We start from the raw sequence: 13,697 nt of genomic DNA, 5'->3' as shown, positions 1-13,697 counted from the left end.
GGCCGAGAACAAAATTTGGGCGGCCATTATTGCAAGTAATTCTTGTTAACAGAAGATACACAGTATCTTTTTTTGCATATTAACTAGCCGCCTATCGATTTCCACAGATAGGCTGTGGCTTTGTCTGACGGAGTGTGCGGATGTCTTCGCCTTCAGTTCTGATCGTCGGTTGCGGCGATGTGGGTGGCCGTCTGGCCCAGCAATTGCTGGGCCTTGGCTGGTCGGTAAGCGGTTTGCGCAGAAATGTGGCGGCCTTGCCCGCAGGGGTTGCCGGCATCGCGGCAGACCTGGAAAACCCGCAGTGCCCGACCGATTGGCCTTTGGTCGCACCCGACTACCTGGTGTACTGCGTGGCCGCCAGCCAGCATGACGAGGCGGGCTATCAGGCGGCTTATGTACAGGGCCTCAAGCATGTACTGGGCTGGCTGGCCGAGCGTGGCCAACGACCGCAGCGCCTGCTGTTCGTGTCCAGCAGCAGTGTGTTCGCCCAGCAGGACGGCGAGTGGATCGATGAAACCGCCGCCACCTTGCCGTCAGGTTACTCGGGGCAGGTCATGCTCCAGGCCGAACAGCTGGCACTGGCCAGCGGCATCCCGGCCAGCATCGTGCGCCTTACCGGTATCTACGGGCCGGGCCGCGAATGGCTGCTCAGCCAGGTGCGCCAGGGGTATCGGGTGACCGAAGAGCCGCCGCTGTACGGCAACCGCATCCATGCCGAGGACGCGGCAGGGCTGCTGGCCTTCCTGCTCAAGGCCGATGCGGCGGGGCGTGCGCTGGAGGACTGCTACATCGGGGTGGACGATGCACCGGCGCCATTGGCCGACGTGGTGGCCTGGTTGCGCGAGTACATGGGCGTCACGCATTGGTCGGAGCAGCAGCGTGTGCGGCGCACCGGCAGCAAGCGCTGCAGCAATGCGCGTGCCCGGGCACTGGGCTGGGTGCCACAGTACCCGAGCTACAAGGAAGGCTACGCGACGATTCTGGCGGCGCAACCCTGAGGGCTCACCCGATCAGTCGCGCTCGAGCAGCCATTGCCGGGCGCCGGGATACAGCTGCGGCATCTCGTCTGGCTGGGCGCTGTTGAGGGCACGCAGGATTTCCAGCGTCTTGCCATCACGCTTGAAGATCCACGGGTTGCCCTGCTGGTTGCGCTCCAGCCACAGGCTGTCGTACTCGCCGCTCATGCTGGCGCAGTCGCCGGCCAGGCACAGTGCGTAGCGGTCCAGATTGGGCAGGCCCTCGACACTGCCCGTGTCGCCGAAGCGTACGACATTGCCCTGACCAGGGCCCTCGATCACCTTCCAGTCACCCTTCAGGTAGGCGCCGTACAGCGCCTGCTCGAAGGTGGTCCCGGTGCGGGCTTCCATTGGGGCGGGAGAGCTGGCCTTCTGGAAGCTGTGCTGCGGCGCCATCGGGGTGGCGTGCTGCACCAGTTCGTCGCCATCCAGGCTCAGCGTCTGTATCTCATTCCCCGGGAATACCACGTCCCGTTGTTTTTCGCCGGCCTTGAGCTGGCCTTCGACGATCTCGAAACCGTTGGTGTAGCTGGCCTGTTCGGCCGCGACGTTGACCTTCCATTCCAGGTTGCCGCCGCTGTCCTGCAGCGCCTTGCGCAGGCTCACGCCTTTGGCGGCAGCATCGATGGCCTGCTGGTTGATCCAGATGCCGTTGTAGTCTTCGGGTTTGTGGCTGGCGCAGCCGCTCAACAGTGCGGCGGCCAGAGCCAGGGCAAGCGCGTGGCGCATGGCGGGGTCCTTCCAGAACAGTGCGGCGGCGAGCCGGCCGGCCCGCCGCGCGAGGTATTACTCGAGGACCAGGATTGCGTCCATTTCAACCTGCGAGCCGCGTGGCAGCGCAGCGACGCCGATGGCGGCGCGGGCAGGGTAGGGCTGTTCGAAGTAGCGGCCCATGACCTCGTTGACCTTGGCGAAGTGGCTCAGGTCGGTCAGGAAGATGTTCAGCTTGACGATGTCCTTGAACGAGCCGCCGGCAGCTTCGGCCACGGCTTTGAGGTTTTCGAACACCTGTACGGTCTGGGCTTCGAAGCCTTCGACCAGTTCCATGGTTTTCGGGTCCAGCGGGATCTGGCCCGACATGTATACGGTATTGCCGGCCTTGATCGCCTGGGAGTAGGTGCCGATGGCCGCTGGGGCCTTGTCGCTGGTGATGACGGTCTTGGTCATGGTGACTCCTTGCAGGGGGAGGGCTACGTGCGCATGCGGGTGATGCGAATCACCCCGGTCAGGGCACGCAGTTTCTTGATCACGCGGGCCAGGTGCACACGGTCGTGCACGCTGACCACCAGCTGGACCACGCTGATGCGGCCATCACGTTCGTCCATGCTGATCTTCTCGATGTTGCCGTCGGCGGCGTTGACGCTGCTGGCCAGCAGGGCAATCAGGCCGCGCTGGTGTTCCAGCTCGACGCGCAGCTCGACATTGAATTCGCCGGTGACATCCTTGGCCCAGGACAGCTGGATGCATTTTTCCGGGTTGTGGCGAATTTCGCTGATGTTGCGGCAGTTCTCCAGGTGCACCACCATGCCCTTGCCCGCCGACAGGTGCCCGACGATCGGGTCGCCCGGAATCGGCGTGCAGCACTTGGCGTAGCTGAGCACCAGGCCCTCGGTGCCGCGAATGGCCAGCGGACCCTCGGGGCTGGGCAACTGCTCGCCTTCGCTGGAGAGCAGGCGGCGGGCCACTACGTAGGCCATGCGGTTGCCCAGGCCGATATCTTCGAGCAGGTCTTCGATCACTTCGAGGCGATACTCGGCCAGCATGGCCTGGATGCGCTCCTGGGGGATCTTGTCCAGCGCGCTGTCGAAACCGTTGAGCACCTTGTTGAGCAGGCGCTCGCCCAGGTTGATCGATTCGGAGCGGCGCTGCAGCTTCAGGGCATGGCGAATATGGGTGCGCGCCTTGCCGGTGACCACGAAGTTCAGCCAGGCCGGGTTCGGTCGGGCGCCCGGGGCGCTGACGATCTCGACCGTCGAGCCGCTCTGCAGCGGTTCGGACAGCGGTGCCAGGCGGCGGTTGATGCGGCACGCGATGCAGCTGTTGCCGACGTCGGTATGCACCGCGTAGGCAAAGTCGACCGCCGTGGAGCCCTTTGGCAGCTCCATGATGCGGCCTTTGGGCGTGAACACGTAGACCTCGTCCGGGAACAGGTCGATCTTCACGCTTTCGATGAATTCGAGCGAGTTGCCCGCGCGCTGCTGCATTTCCAGCACGCCCTTGACCCACTGGCGCGCCCGGGCATGGGTGCCCTTGGGCTGCTCGTCGTCGCTGGACTTGTACAGCCAGTGCGCCGCGATGCCGTTGTTGGCCATCTCTTCCATCTCGCGGGTGCGGATCTGGATCTCGATGGGCACGCCGTGCATGCCGAACAGGGTGGTATGCAGCGACTGGTAGCCGTTGGCCTTGGGGATCGCGATGTAGTCCTTGAAGCGCCCCGGCAGCGGCTTGTAGAGGTTGTGCACGGCGCCGAGCACGCGATAGCAGGTGTCGACCTTGTCGACCACGATGCGGAAGGCGTACACGTCCATGATCTCGTTGAAGGCGCGGCGCTTGCCGCGCATCTTCTTGTAGATGCCGTAGATGTGCTTCTGCCGCCCGCTGACCTCGCCTTCGATACCGTCCACGGCCAGGCAGTGGCTGAGCGATTCCTCGATCTTGTTGACCAGCTCCTTGCGGTTGCCGCGGGCACGCTTGACTGCCTGGTAGATACGCGCCGAGCGCATCGGGTACATTGCCTTGAAGCCCAGGTCCTCGAACTCCACGCGCACAGTGTGCATGCCCAGGCGGTTGGCGATGGGGGCGTAGATCTCGAGGGTTTCCTTGGCGATGCGCCGGCGTTTTTCGCCCGACAGCACTTCCAGGGTGCGCATGTTGTGCAGGCGGTCGGCCAGCTTGACCAGGATCACGCGAATGTCGCGGGCCATGGCCATGGCCATCTTCTGGAAGTTTTCGGCCTGGGCTTCGGCCTTGGTCTCGAAGTTCATCTGGGTCAGCTTGCTGACGCCATCGACCAGTTCGGCGACGGTTTCGCCGAATTGGGAACTGAGGGCTTCCTTGGCGATGCCGGTGTCTTCGATCACGTCATGCAGCATGGCGGCCATCAGGCTCTGATGGTCCATGTGCATGTCGGCAAGAATGCTTGCCACCGCCAGCGGGTGCGTGACGTATGGCTCGCCGCTGCGACGGCGCTGGCCGTCGTGGGCTTGTTCGGCGTAGAAATACGCCCGGCGTACCAGGTTGACCTGGTCGGCGCCGAGGTAGGTCGAGAGGCGATCGGCGAGGGCGTCTATGCTCGGCACGATGTTAGCTCCTGCCGAGAAAGTGGGCCCTGCGCCGTACAACGTCGACCAGGCATGGACTTAGACGGCCTCGTTGGCCTCGTCCTCACCGAATGCAGCGAAGACCGGGTCTTCGTGGACGATGTCCTGTTCGGCCATGAATTCTGGGGTGCAGATGCCTTCGGCGATTTCGCGCAGGGCGACGACGGTCGGCTTGTCGTTTTCCCACGCCACTTTCGGCTCTTTGCCGCCGGTGGCCAGTTGGCGGGCACGCTTGGTAGACAGCATGACCAGCTCAAAGCGGTTATCCACGTGTTCTAGACAATCTTCAACGGTTACGCGGGCCATGGTCTTCCTCAGTAGCAAATGCGGTGTTCAGCCCGAATGGGCGAGCGGACTCGATAGTTTAAAAAATCACCAGCCTTTAGGGAAGCGCTGATTTCACGTCGAGACCTGTGTAAGCCGACAATAACCAGTTGTGAGGCTCTAGCACAACTGTCTTGTGGGGGTGGATTCAAATGCTTGGCCGGCAAGGTCGGCGCCTGCAGAACTGCGCACCTGCCCCGTGGGAGCCGGCCTTGCCGGCGAAGGGGCCCGAAAGTCAGGCCTGACCCTCCTGGCGCCCCAGCATCCCGCGCAAACGCGGGGTCAATTCGTCGAACAGGGTCTGCACCGAACGCAGCGCACGGCAATCGGGGCGGGTCAGCAGCCACAGCTCGGTATTGCACCCGGGCAGGGCACCGCTCAACTGTTCCACCCCCGGCAAGGTATCGGCCATGTAGTCGGGCAGGGCAGCCACCCCCAGCCCGGCCGCCACCAGCTGTGCAATCGCCGCGATTCCGCTGCAGCGATAGCGCGGCATCACCCCCGGCAACTGCTGGCTGCGCCACACCACTGTGGCGTGGTCCTGCATGGAGTCGTCGGGGGCAATCCAGGGCACGCTGGCCGGGGCCTCGGCCAGCCGCTCGCGGTACTCCTCGCGCCCGCACACCACATACGAGGCCGCCCCCAGGCAGCGCCCCACAAGGTGCTCGGGTGGCGAATTGGTCAGGCGCAGCGCCAGGTCGGCGTCGCGCCGGCTGAGGTTGGCGAAGGTGTTGGAGGTCGCCAGTTCCAGTGACAGGGCCGGGTATGCCGGCATGAAGTCGGCCAGGGCCGGCAGCAGCAGGCTGTGCAGCACCGCATCGGTACAGGTCAGGCGCACCGTGCCGCTGACCACCTGTTCGCCGTGCTCCAGCGCCACCCGCGCCGCATCCAGCGCCTGCTCGGCACGTTCGGCCTGCTCGGCCAGGGCCTGGGCGGTGCCGGTAGGGATGTAGCCCTTGCGGCTCTTCACGAACAGCGCGGTGCCCAGTGCGGCCTCCATGCGCCGGATCGAGCGGAACACCGTCGACACATCGACCCGCAGCAGGTCTGCAGCCTTGGCCAGGGAGCGTCCGCGTACCAGCGCGAGCACCAGGGAAAGGTCGGCGTGACTGATCTGATATTGCATGGGTGCACTCTTTGCTTGCCTAAATGCCAATGTCTGTTGCGTGGGGGCCATTCTATAGTGAGGCGGCAGTCGTGAATCAACCCGCGACGTTGTCAGAACCTGGAACGACCGTGCAATGCCGCGGCGTTCGGCATTCCCCACGATGGGAACCTTAAAAAGAACAAATGAAACCATCGCCGCTCCCGATAGCGCAGTAACACCTCCTCCATTGCCGCCCGATAAAAAATCAAAGGATGCCTAGCCATGACGTCGGTCTCCCCGTGCGCCATCCCTCTCGACGAGATGGGTGAATTTCTCAAGGCCCACCCTGAGGTGCAATTTGTCGATCTGCTGATTGCAGACATGAACGGCGTGGTGCGTGGCAAGCGCATCGAGCGTGCGAGCCTGGTCAAGGTCTACGAAAAAGGCATCAACCTGCCGGCTTCGCTGTTTGCCCTGGACATCAACGGTTCCACCGTCGAAAGCACCGGCCTGGGCCTGGACATCGGCGACGCCGACCGTATCTGCTACCCGATCCCCGGCACCTTGAGCTTCGAGCCCTGGCAGAAGCGCCCCACCGCGCAACTGCTGATGACCATGCATGAACTGGACGGCACGCCATTCTTCGCCGACCCGCGCGAAGTGCTGCGCGGCGTGGTGGAGAAGTTCGACGCGCTGGGCCTGGATATCTGCGCCGCGTTCGAGCTGGAGTTCTACCTGATCGACCAGGACAACCTGAACGGTCGCCCGCAGCCGCCGCGCTCGCCGATCTCGGGCAAACGCCCGCAATCGACCCAGGTGTACCTGATCGATGACCTGGACGAGTATGTCGACTGCCTGCAGGACATGCTCGAAGCGGCCAAGGAGCAAGGCATCCCGGCCGATGCCATCGTCAAGGAAAGCGCCCCGGCGCAGTTCGAGGTCAACCTGCACCACGTGGCTGACGCGATGAAGGCCTGCGACTACGCAGTGCTGCTCAAGCGCCTGATCAAGAACATCGCCTACGACCATGAGATGGACTCCACCTTCATGGCCAAGCCGTACCCTGGCCAGGCAGGCAACGGCCTGCACGTACACATCTCGCTGCTGGACAAGAAGACCGGCAAGAACATCTTCGCAACCGACGACCCCGAAAACAGCGAAACCCTGCGCCACGCCATCGGCGGCGTGCTCGAAACCATGCCGGCATCGATGGCCTTCCTGTGCCCCAACGTGAACTCCTACCGCCGTTTCGGCGCGCAGTTCTACGTGCCCAACGCCCCGAGCTGGGGCCTGGACAACCGTACCGTGGCCGTGCGCGTGCCTACCGGCAGCAGCGATGCCGTACGTATCGAGCACCGCGTGGCCGGCGCCGATGCCAACCCGTACCTGATGATGGCTTCGATCCTGGCCGGCATTCACCACGGGCTGACCAACAAGGTCGACCCGGGCGAGCCGGTCGAGGGCAACTCCTACGAGCAACTGGAGCAGAGCCTGCCGAACAACCTGCGCGATGCGCTGCGCGAGCTCGATGACAGCGAGGTGCTGAACCAGTACATCAGCCCCGACTACATCGACATCTTCGTGGCCTGCAAGGAAAGCGAGATGGCGGAGTTCGAAGTGTCGATCTCCGACCTCGAGTACAACTGGTACCTGCATACGGTGTGATGGCTGGATAAAGCTGCAACGGAGGCTTAACCGATGAACGAGCGCGCAGGGCGGCTGCCCCTGATTGGTGTGAGTGCTTGCCGCCAGCAACTGGGCAAGAACTCGTCGCATACCGTGGGCGACAAGTATGTCGAGGCGGCCGGTTTTGCCGGATTGCCGCTGATTCTCCCGGCCCGGGACGTCGCAAGCGACCCGAACCTTGTGCTGGAGCATCTGGATGGCATTCTTTTTACCGGTTCGCCTTCTAATGTCGAGCCGCATCATTACAATGGCGCCCCCAGCGTGGAAGGCACCCGCCACGACGTGTTTCGTGACCGGCTGACCCTGCCGCTGCTGCAGGCCGCGATTGCCAGGGGTGTGCCGGTGTTCTGCGTGTGCCGGGGCTTCCAGGAACTCAACGTCAGCCTGGGCGGCACCTTGCACCAGCGTGTGCAGGAGCTGCCAGGCTACCTGGACCATCGCGAGTCGCAGGATGCGCCGCTGGAAGAGCAATACAGCCCCCGCCACCTGGTGACATGCCAGCCCGGGGGGAAATTCGAGCAGATGGGGCTGCCTGCCCGCTTCATGGTCAACTCGCTGCACAGCCAGGGCATCGATCGCCTGGCCGCCGGCCTGCGCGCCGAAGCCCTGGCTCCCGATGGGCTGATCGAAGCCGTGTCCATGGATGACGCCCCAGGCTTTGTGGTCGGTGTGCAATGGCACCCGGAATACCGCTTTGCCGAAAACCCGGTGTCGCTGCGCCTGTTCGAGGCGTTTCGCGAAGCCTGCATCGCCCATGCGCTACGCCGGGAGAAGGCCCTATGAGGTCACCCGGCTGAGCCGGCGATGCACTGCAACAAGTTTCATTGAGTGATAGCGGGCACCCCACGGGGGGCCCGGAAAATAATACCAATAGTGACGGCAACTACTCATGAGCGAACACAAAGCAGGCCTGTCCCCAGGTGTGGGCGGGCGATCCAAAGGGCTGGCCAAGGGCCGGCTCGGACTGCTGGCCAGCATCGTGCTGGGCATTTCCACTATTGCGCCGGTGTATACCCTCACCGGCGCCCTCGGCCCGACCGTACGCGAAGTCGGCGCCCACCTGCCGGCGGTGTTCATCGTCGGTTTCCTGCCCATGTTGCTGGTGGCGCTGGGTTATCGCGAGCTGAATGCCGCCGAACCCGACAGCGGCACCTCGTTCACCTGGTCGGTACGTGCCTTCGGCCCGATGATCGGCTGGATCGGTGGCTGGGGGCTGGTCACCGCCACCACCATCGTGCTGTCGAACCTCGCCGGTGTGGCGGTGGACTTCTTCTATCTGTTCCTCGGGCAGATCACCGGCAAACACGAGGTGGCGGCGCTGGCCGACAACCTGCTGGTCAATGTGACCACCTGTTGCGTGTTCATCGCCATGGCCGTGTGGATCTGCTGTCGCGGCATCGCCACCACCATGACCGTGCAGTACGGCCTGGTGGCGCTGCAACTGATCGTGCTGCTGGGTTTTGCCATGGCCGCATTCGGCGGGTCGTCGGAGGCGCCGCCGCTGACCTTCGAGATGGACTGGTTCAACCCGTTCGGGGTGGAGTCGTTCTCGGCCTTCACCGCCGGCCTGTCGCTGTCGATCTTCATCTTCTGGGGCTGGGACGTGTGCCTGAGCATCAGCGAAGAATCGGTGGGCAGCGATGACGTACCGGGCAAGGCAGCGACCCTGACCGTGCTGCTGATTCTGGGCCTGTACCTGGTGACCGCAATTGCCACCCTGCAGTTTGCCGGCATCAGCGATATCGGCCTGGGCCTGGGCAACCCGCGTATCCAGGAAAACGTCTTCGCCCACCTGGCCGGCCCGGTGATGGGGCCGCTGGCGATCCTGATGTCGATCGCGGTACTGGCCAGCACCGCGGCCTCGTTGCAGTCGACCTTCGTTTCGCCGGCGCGCACGCTGCTGGCGATGGGGTACTACGGCGCAGTGCCGGAGCGCTTCGCGAGCGTCTGCCCGCGTTCGAAAACCCCGCGTTATGCCACCATCTGTGCCGGCGTGGCCGCAGGCGTGTTCTACGTGACCATGCGTACCCTGAGCGAGAACGTGCTGGCCGACACCATCACTGCCCTGGGCATGATGATCTGCTTCTACTACTCGCTGACCGCGTTCGCCTGCGTGTGGTACTTCCGCCACAGCCTCACCGACAGCCTGCGTCACTTCCTGATGCGCGGCCTGTGCCCGTTACTGGGCGGCGGCATTCTTTCGGTGATCTTCCTGCAGACAGCCTATGACAGTGCTTCGCCGTCGTTCGGCAGCGGTTCGCATGTAGGCGGGTTGGGGCTGGTGTTCGTGATCGCGATGATCATCACCCTGCTGGGCCTGGTGCTGATGATGCTGTCGCGCCTGCGTGCGCCGGCGTTCTTCCTGGGCATGACCCTGCGCCGTCACGCAACGGTGCCCGGCCGCGGTTAAGCGGCCGAGGCACGCTGCTCAGGCAAGCAGTTGCCTGAGCAGTTCGCTGTGACGTTGCTGCTGCTGGCCGCGCTGCAGGCGGTTGGCACGGAACACCGCCTTGAGGTCGTCCAGTGCCGTGGCGAAGTCGTCGTTGATGATGACGAACTCGTATTCGTCGTAATGCACCATCTCGCTGACCGCCTCGCGCATGCGCCCTTCGATGATCTCGTCACTGTCGGTGCCGCGGTTGGTCAGGCGCTGGCGCAGGGCCTGCTGGCTGGGCGGCAGGATGAAGATCGAACGCGCCTCGGGCATCAGCTTGCGCACCTGCTGCGCACCCTGCCAGTCGATTTCCAGGATCAGGTCATGGCCCTGGTCAAGGGTCTGTTGCAGTGCGCTGCGCGAGGTGCCGTAGCAGTTGCCGAAGACTTCGGCCTGCTCCAGGAAGTCGCCCTGGGCGATCATGCGGTCGAACTCGGCGCGGTCGACGAAGTGGTAGTTCACCCCGTCATGCTCGCCCGGACGCATGGCCCGCGTGGTGTGCGAGACCGACACGCGAATGTGGTTGAGGTCGTCGGTGAGCGCCTTGACCAGGCTGGTCTTGCCGGCGCCCGAAGGGGCCGAGACGATGAAAAGGGTGCCGCTGCTGTGGGTCATGGTAGGGGTGGCCTTACTCGATGTTCTGTACTTGTTCACGCATCTGCTCGATCAGAACCTTGAGGTTGACCGCCGCTTGGGTGCTGCGTGTGTCAAAGGCTTTGGAGCCCAGGGTGTTGGCTTCGCGGTTGAGTTCCTGCATCAGGAAATCCAGGCGCCGGCCGGCGGCGCCGCCCGACGTGAGCACGCGGCGCACTTCGGTGACATGCGTGCTGAGGCGGTCGAGTTCTTCGGCCACATCGCTCTTCTGCGCCAGCATCACCATCTCCTGCTCCAGACGCTGCGGGTCGAGTTCGGCCTGCATGTCGGCAAAGCGGTCCAGCACCTTCTGGCGCTGGGCGGCGAGCATCTGCGGCACCAGGGCGCGCAGGGTGGTGACTTCCTCGCTCATGCTGTCGAGGCGCTCGTTGATCAGTCGGGCGAGTTCCGCGCCTTCGCGGTTGCGGCCGTTCTTGAGCTCCTTGAGGGCCTGTTCGAACAGGCCCATGGCCTCGGCATTGAGCGCCTGCGGGTCGCTGGCATCGGCCACCAGCACGCCCGGCCAGGCCAGCACCTCGAGCGGGTTGAGGGGGCCGGGCTGCTTGATCAGGCCGGCCACGGTCTCGGCGGCGGCGACCAGCTGAGCGGCACGCTCGCGGTCGACCTGCAGCGGCTTGCCGGCGTTCTCTTCATTGAAGCGCAGGGTACATTCGACCTTGCCGCGCGACAGACCCTGGCGCAGGGACTCGCGCACCGCGCCTTCGAGGTCGCGCAGGGCTTCGGGCAGGCGCAGGTGCGGCTCGAGGTAGCGATGATTGACCGAGCGCAGTTCCCAGATCAGTGTGCCCTGGGTCCCGGCCTGCTCGACGCGGGCGAAGGCGGTCATGCTGTGCACCATGGGAAGTACCTCGCAGATTAGGGAGCAAGCCGACAGCCTGCAAAGGCGCAGGATTGTAACGCAGTGCGGCGCCGGCTCCCAATGCGCTGATGCTACAAAGCAGCGGGCAGGGCGCCGCAAATACCGGGCGGCGCGGCCAGATCGGGGCTTGTGGCGTGGTGCGCCGATGATCGGCTGGCCGTGCATTTGGCCGCAGGCATGTCCACCGAGGGCCCTGTAGCCCTATAATGCCGGGCAGATTCATATCCAGTACAGGTAGCCCAAATGAAACGTCCAAGTGGTCGCGTTGCCGATCAGCTGCGCTCGATCCGCATCACCCGCAACTACACCAAACACGCCGAGGGGTCTGTACTGGTCGAGTTCGGAGACACCAAAGTCATCTGCACGGTCAGCGTCGAGAACGGCGTACCGCGCTTCCTCAAGGGCCAGGGCCAGGGCTGGCTGACCGCCGAGTACGGCATGCTGCCGCGCGCCACCGGCGAGCGCAACCAGCGCGAAGCCAGCCGCGGCAAGCAGGGTGGTCGTACCCTCGAAATCCAGCGCCTGATCGGCCGCTCGCTGCGCGCCGCGCTGGACATGAGCAAGCTGGGCGACATCACCCTGTACGTCGACTGCGACGTGATCCAGGCCGATGGCGGTACCCGTACCGCGTCGATCACCGGTGCCATGGTTGCGCTGGTCGATGCCCTGCGCGTGGTCAAGAAGCGTGGCGGCCTGAAGGGCGGCGACCCGGTCAAGCACATGATTGCGGCCGTATCGGTCGGCATGTACCAGGGCGTGCCGGTGCTCGACCTGGACTACCCGGAAGATTCGGCGGCCGAAACCGACCTGAACGTGGTGATGACCAGCGCCGGTGGTTTCATCGAAGTCCAGGGCACCGCCGAAGGGGCTCCGTTCCAGCCTGAAGAGCTCAACGCCATGCTGGCGCTGGCGCAGAAGGGCATGACCGACCTGTTCCAACTGCAGCAGGCCGCGCTGGCGGACTGATCGGGAGTCGACATGGCCGAGCCGTCCAACGCGCCGATGCCCGGTGATGCAGCCCGTCATTGGGGCATGTTGTGCCACCTGGCGGCGGCTGCCGGCATGGTGGTGCCGTTCGCCAACCTGATCGCGCCGCTGGCCTTGTGGTGGTTCAAGCGCGGCATCGACCCGTACGTCGACGCCCAGGGCAAGGAGGCGGTGAACTTCCAGCTGACCATGACCCTGCTGGGCATGGTGTGCGTGGTGGGGTTTACCGTACCGATGGCCAAGCTGGCGCTGACCATCATCTCGCTGGGGGTGGCGGTACTGATCGTCATTGCGGCGGTCAAGGTCAAGCAGGGCAAGGCCTTTCGTTATCCGTGGGCCTGGCGTGTGCTGACCTGACATGCTTCGTCGGCAAGGCCGGCTCCTACGGCGGTTGCGTTGACCCGGTAGGAGCCGGCCTTGCTGGCGAAAGGGCCCAAAGGCCAGATACGAAAAAGCCGACACGCAGTCGGCTTTTTTGTGGCTGAGCGATCAGATCGTCAGCGTCCAGTCATAGTCCACGATCAGTGGCGCATGCTGGGAGAAGCGTGGCTGACGCGGCAGGCGAGCGCTTCGTACGAAGCGGCGCAGGCCCGGGGTCAGCAACTGGTAGTCGAAACGCCAGCCCAGGTTGAGCATCTCGGCCTGCTCGTTGTCCGGCCACCAGCTGTACTGGTCGCCCTCACGGCTGACTTCGCGCAACGCATCCACATAGCCCATGTTGCCGACGATCTCGTCCATCCAGGCCCGCTCTGGCGCCAGGAAACCCGGCGACTGCTGGCCGTCGCGCCAGTTCTTCACGTCGAGCTTCTGCTGCGCCACATACAGTGAGCCGCAGTAGATGTACTCGCGACGCTTGCGGCGCTGCTTGTCCAGGTATTTGCCGAAGTCGTCCATCAACTTGAATTTCTGGTTGAGGTCTTCGTCACCGTTCATGCCCGAAGGCAACAGCAAGGTGGCAATACTGACTTTGTCGAAATCTGCCTGCAGGTAACGCCCGTAGCGATCGGCTGTCTCGAAGCCCAGGCCGCTGATGACTGCCTTGGGCTGCAAACGCGAGTAGAGTGCCACGCCGCCTTGGGCTGGAACTTCTGCATCGCAGGCATAAAGGAAGTAGCCATCGAGCTGGAAAGCTGGGTCGTCGAGTTCAAAGGCCGAGGCGCGGGTATCCTGAAGGCAGATGACGTCGGCATTCTGGGCTTGTAGCCAGCTGAGCAAACCACGCTCGACTGCAGCCTGAATGCCATTAACGTTCACACTGATGATCCGCATAAATGGCCCCAAAAATCTCGTGCGTGTATGATACCCGAGCTGTACTCATTTAGCTAAATCT

General features: G+C 64.0%; 14 protein-coding genes. 6 read left to right on the top strand and 8 right to left on the bottom strand.

Features of this window, described 5'->3' with window-relative positions; translation table 11 throughout:
• Positions 1-140 precede the first annotated feature (140 nt).
• On the top strand, positions 141-998 hold the full coding sequence (locus DN387_RS09890) for an SDR family oxidoreductase (RefSeq protein ID WP_054916476.1): 858 nt from the start codon (positions 141-143) through the stop codon (positions 996-998).
• A gap of 12 nt (positions 999-1,010) precedes the next feature.
• On the opposite strand, the gene DN387_RS09885 is transcribed toward DN387_RS09890, so the two are convergent.
• The 5 genes from DN387_RS09885 to DN387_RS09865 all read right to left on the bottom strand — a co-directional run bounded on the left by DN387_RS09885 (position 1,011) and on the right by DN387_RS09865 (position 5,786).
• Entirely contained in the window at positions 1,011-1,745 is a 735-nt protein-coding gene (locus tag DN387_RS09885) for a hypothetical protein (RefSeq protein WP_043861566.1), read from the bottom strand.
• Positions 1,746-1,802: 57 nt separating this feature from the next.
• Entirely contained in the window at positions 1,803-2,183 is a 381-nt protein-coding gene (locus tag DN387_RS09880; RefSeq protein WP_043861567.1) for a RidA family protein, read from the bottom strand.
• A gap of 23 nt (positions 2,184-2,206) precedes the next feature.
• On the bottom strand, positions 2,207-4,315 hold the full coding sequence (gene spoT, locus DN387_RS09875; RefSeq protein WP_054916477.1) for a bifunctional GTP diphosphokinase/guanosine-3',5'-bis pyrophosphate 3'-pyrophosphohydrolase: 2,109 nt from the start codon (positions 4,313-4,315) through the stop codon (positions 2,207-2,209).
• A gap of 60 nt (positions 4,316-4,375) precedes the next feature.
• Positions 4,376-4,642, bottom strand: a complete 267-nt coding sequence (gene rpoZ, locus DN387_RS09870) for a DNA-directed RNA polymerase subunit omega (protein WP_043861569.1) — start codon at positions 4,640-4,642, stop codon at positions 4,376-4,378.
• 253 nt (positions 4,643-4,895) lie between these two features.
• Positions 4,896-5,786 carry a LysR family transcriptional regulator gene (locus DN387_RS09865; RefSeq protein ID WP_054916676.1) on the bottom strand — a complete coding sequence of 297 codons (891 nt, stop codon included), beginning with the start codon at positions 5,784-5,786 and terminating at the stop codon, positions 4,896-4,898.
• A gap of 243 nt (positions 5,787-6,029) precedes the next feature.
• Here DN387_RS09865 and DN387_RS09860 point away from each other — a divergent pair, with 243 nt between their 5' ends.
• From DN387_RS09860 to DN387_RS09850, 3 genes are all read left to right on the top strand, one after another.
• Complete coding sequence (locus DN387_RS09860; RefSeq protein ID WP_043861571.1) at positions 6,030-7,412, top strand: glutamine synthetase family protein; 1,383 nt, start codon at positions 6,030-6,032, stop codon at positions 7,410-7,412.
• 33 nt (positions 7,413-7,445) lie between these two features.
• On the top strand, positions 7,446-8,216 hold the full coding sequence (locus DN387_RS09855) for a gamma-glutamyl-gamma-aminobutyrate hydrolase family protein (RefSeq protein WP_054916675.1): 771 nt from the start codon (positions 7,446-7,448) through the stop codon (positions 8,214-8,216).
• Positions 8,217-8,322: 106 nt separating this feature from the next.
• Positions 8,323-9,843 (top strand): APC family permease, encoded by a 1,521-nt coding sequence (locus DN387_RS09850; RefSeq protein WP_043861573.1) that lies wholly within the window; start codon positions 8,323-8,325, stop codon positions 9,841-9,843.
• Between the two features lie 18 nt (positions 9,844-9,861).
• Here the strand turns inward: DN387_RS09850 and gmk are convergent, their stop codons facing one another.
• Together gmk and DN387_RS09840 are read right to left on the bottom strand one after the other, a co-directional pair.
• Positions 9,862-10,482, bottom strand: coding sequence for a guanylate kinase (gene gmk, locus DN387_RS09845; protein WP_043861574.1), 621 nt, complete (start codon positions 10,480-10,482; stop codon positions 9,862-9,864).
• Positions 10,483-10,495: 13 nt separating this feature from the next.
• Positions 10,496-11,359, bottom strand: a complete 864-nt coding sequence (locus DN387_RS09840) for a YicC/YloC family endoribonuclease (protein ID WP_043861575.1) — start codon at positions 11,357-11,359, stop codon at positions 10,496-10,498.
• 264 nt (positions 11,360-11,623) lie between these two features.
• On the opposite strand from DN387_RS09840, the gene rph reads away from it, so the two are divergent.
• Together rph and DN387_RS09830 are read left to right on the top strand one after the other, a co-directional pair.
• On the top strand, positions 11,624-12,346 hold the full coding sequence (rph, locus tag DN387_RS09835; protein WP_043861576.1) for a ribonuclease PH: 723 nt from the start codon (positions 11,624-11,626) through the stop codon (positions 12,344-12,346).
• A gap of 12 nt (positions 12,347-12,358) precedes the next feature.
• On the top strand, positions 12,359-12,724 hold the full coding sequence (locus tag DN387_RS09830) for a DUF4870 domain-containing protein (protein WP_043861577.1): 366 nt from the start codon (positions 12,359-12,361) through the stop codon (positions 12,722-12,724).
• A gap of 132 nt (positions 12,725-12,856) precedes the next feature.
• Here the strand turns inward: DN387_RS09830 and DN387_RS09825 are convergent, their stop codons facing one another.
• Positions 12,857-13,636, bottom strand: coding sequence for an exodeoxyribonuclease III (locus DN387_RS09825; protein ID WP_043859862.1), 780 nt, complete (start codon positions 13,634-13,636; stop codon positions 12,857-12,859).
• Between the last annotated feature and the right edge of the window lie 61 nt (positions 13,637-13,697).

This window comes from Pseudomonas sp. FBF18, assembly GCF_024261405.1.
Taxonomy (GTDB): Bacteria; Pseudomonadota; Gammaproteobacteria; order Pseudomonadales; family Pseudomonadaceae; genus Aquipseudomonas; species Aquipseudomonas palmensis.
The sequence above is the reverse complement of the archived record's forward strand: the minus strand, read 5'-3'. Positions and strand labels throughout refer to the sequence as shown.

What these genes read in the sequence shown, in the direction of transcription:
- DN387_RS09890 (WP_054916476.1), top strand. Translation starts at nt 141, where the DNA reads ATGTCTTCGCCTTCAGTTCTGATCGTCGGTTGCGGCGATGTGGGTGGC.
- DN387_RS09885 (WP_043861566.1), bottom strand. Translation starts at nt 1,745, where the DNA reads ATGCGCCACGCGCTTGCCCTGGCTCTGGCCGCCGCACTGTTGAGCGGC.
- DN387_RS09880 (WP_043861567.1), bottom strand. Translation starts at nt 2,183, where the DNA reads ATGACCAAGACCGTCATCACCAGCGACAAGGCCCCAGCGGCCATCGGC.
- rpoZ (WP_043861569.1), bottom strand. Translation starts at nt 4,642, where the DNA reads ATGGCCCGCGTAACCGTTGAAGATTGTCTAGAACACGTGGATAACCGC.
- DN387_RS09865 (WP_054916676.1), bottom strand. Translation starts at nt 5,786, where the DNA reads ATGCAATATCAGATCAGTCACGCCGACCTTTCCCTGGTGCTCGCGCTG.
- DN387_RS09860 (WP_043861571.1), top strand. Translation starts at nt 6,030, where the DNA reads ATGACGTCGGTCTCCCCGTGCGCCATCCCTCTCGACGAGATGGGTGAA.
- DN387_RS09855 (WP_054916675.1), top strand. Translation starts at nt 7,446, where the DNA reads ATGAACGAGCGCGCAGGGCGGCTGCCCCTGATTGGTGTGAGTGCTTGC.
- DN387_RS09850 (WP_043861573.1), top strand. Translation starts at nt 8,323, where the DNA reads ATGAGCGAACACAAAGCAGGCCTGTCCCCAGGTGTGGGCGGGCGATCC.
- gmk (WP_043861574.1), bottom strand. Translation starts at nt 10,482, where the DNA reads ATGACCCACAGCAGCGGCACCCTTTTCATCGTCTCGGCCCCTTCGGGC.
- DN387_RS09840 (WP_043861575.1), bottom strand. Translation starts at nt 11,359, where the DNA reads ATGGTGCACAGCATGACCGCCTTCGCCCGCGTCGAGCAGGCCGGGACC.
- rph (WP_043861576.1), top strand. Translation starts at nt 11,624, where the DNA reads ATGAAACGTCCAAGTGGTCGCGTTGCCGATCAGCTGCGCTCGATCCGC.
- DN387_RS09830 (WP_043861577.1), top strand. Translation starts at nt 12,359, where the DNA reads ATGGCCGAGCCGTCCAACGCGCCGATGCCCGGTGATGCAGCCCGTCAT.
- DN387_RS09825 (WP_043859862.1), bottom strand. Translation starts at nt 13,636, where the DNA reads ATGCGGATCATCAGTGTGAACGTTAATGGCATTCAGGCTGCAGTCGAG.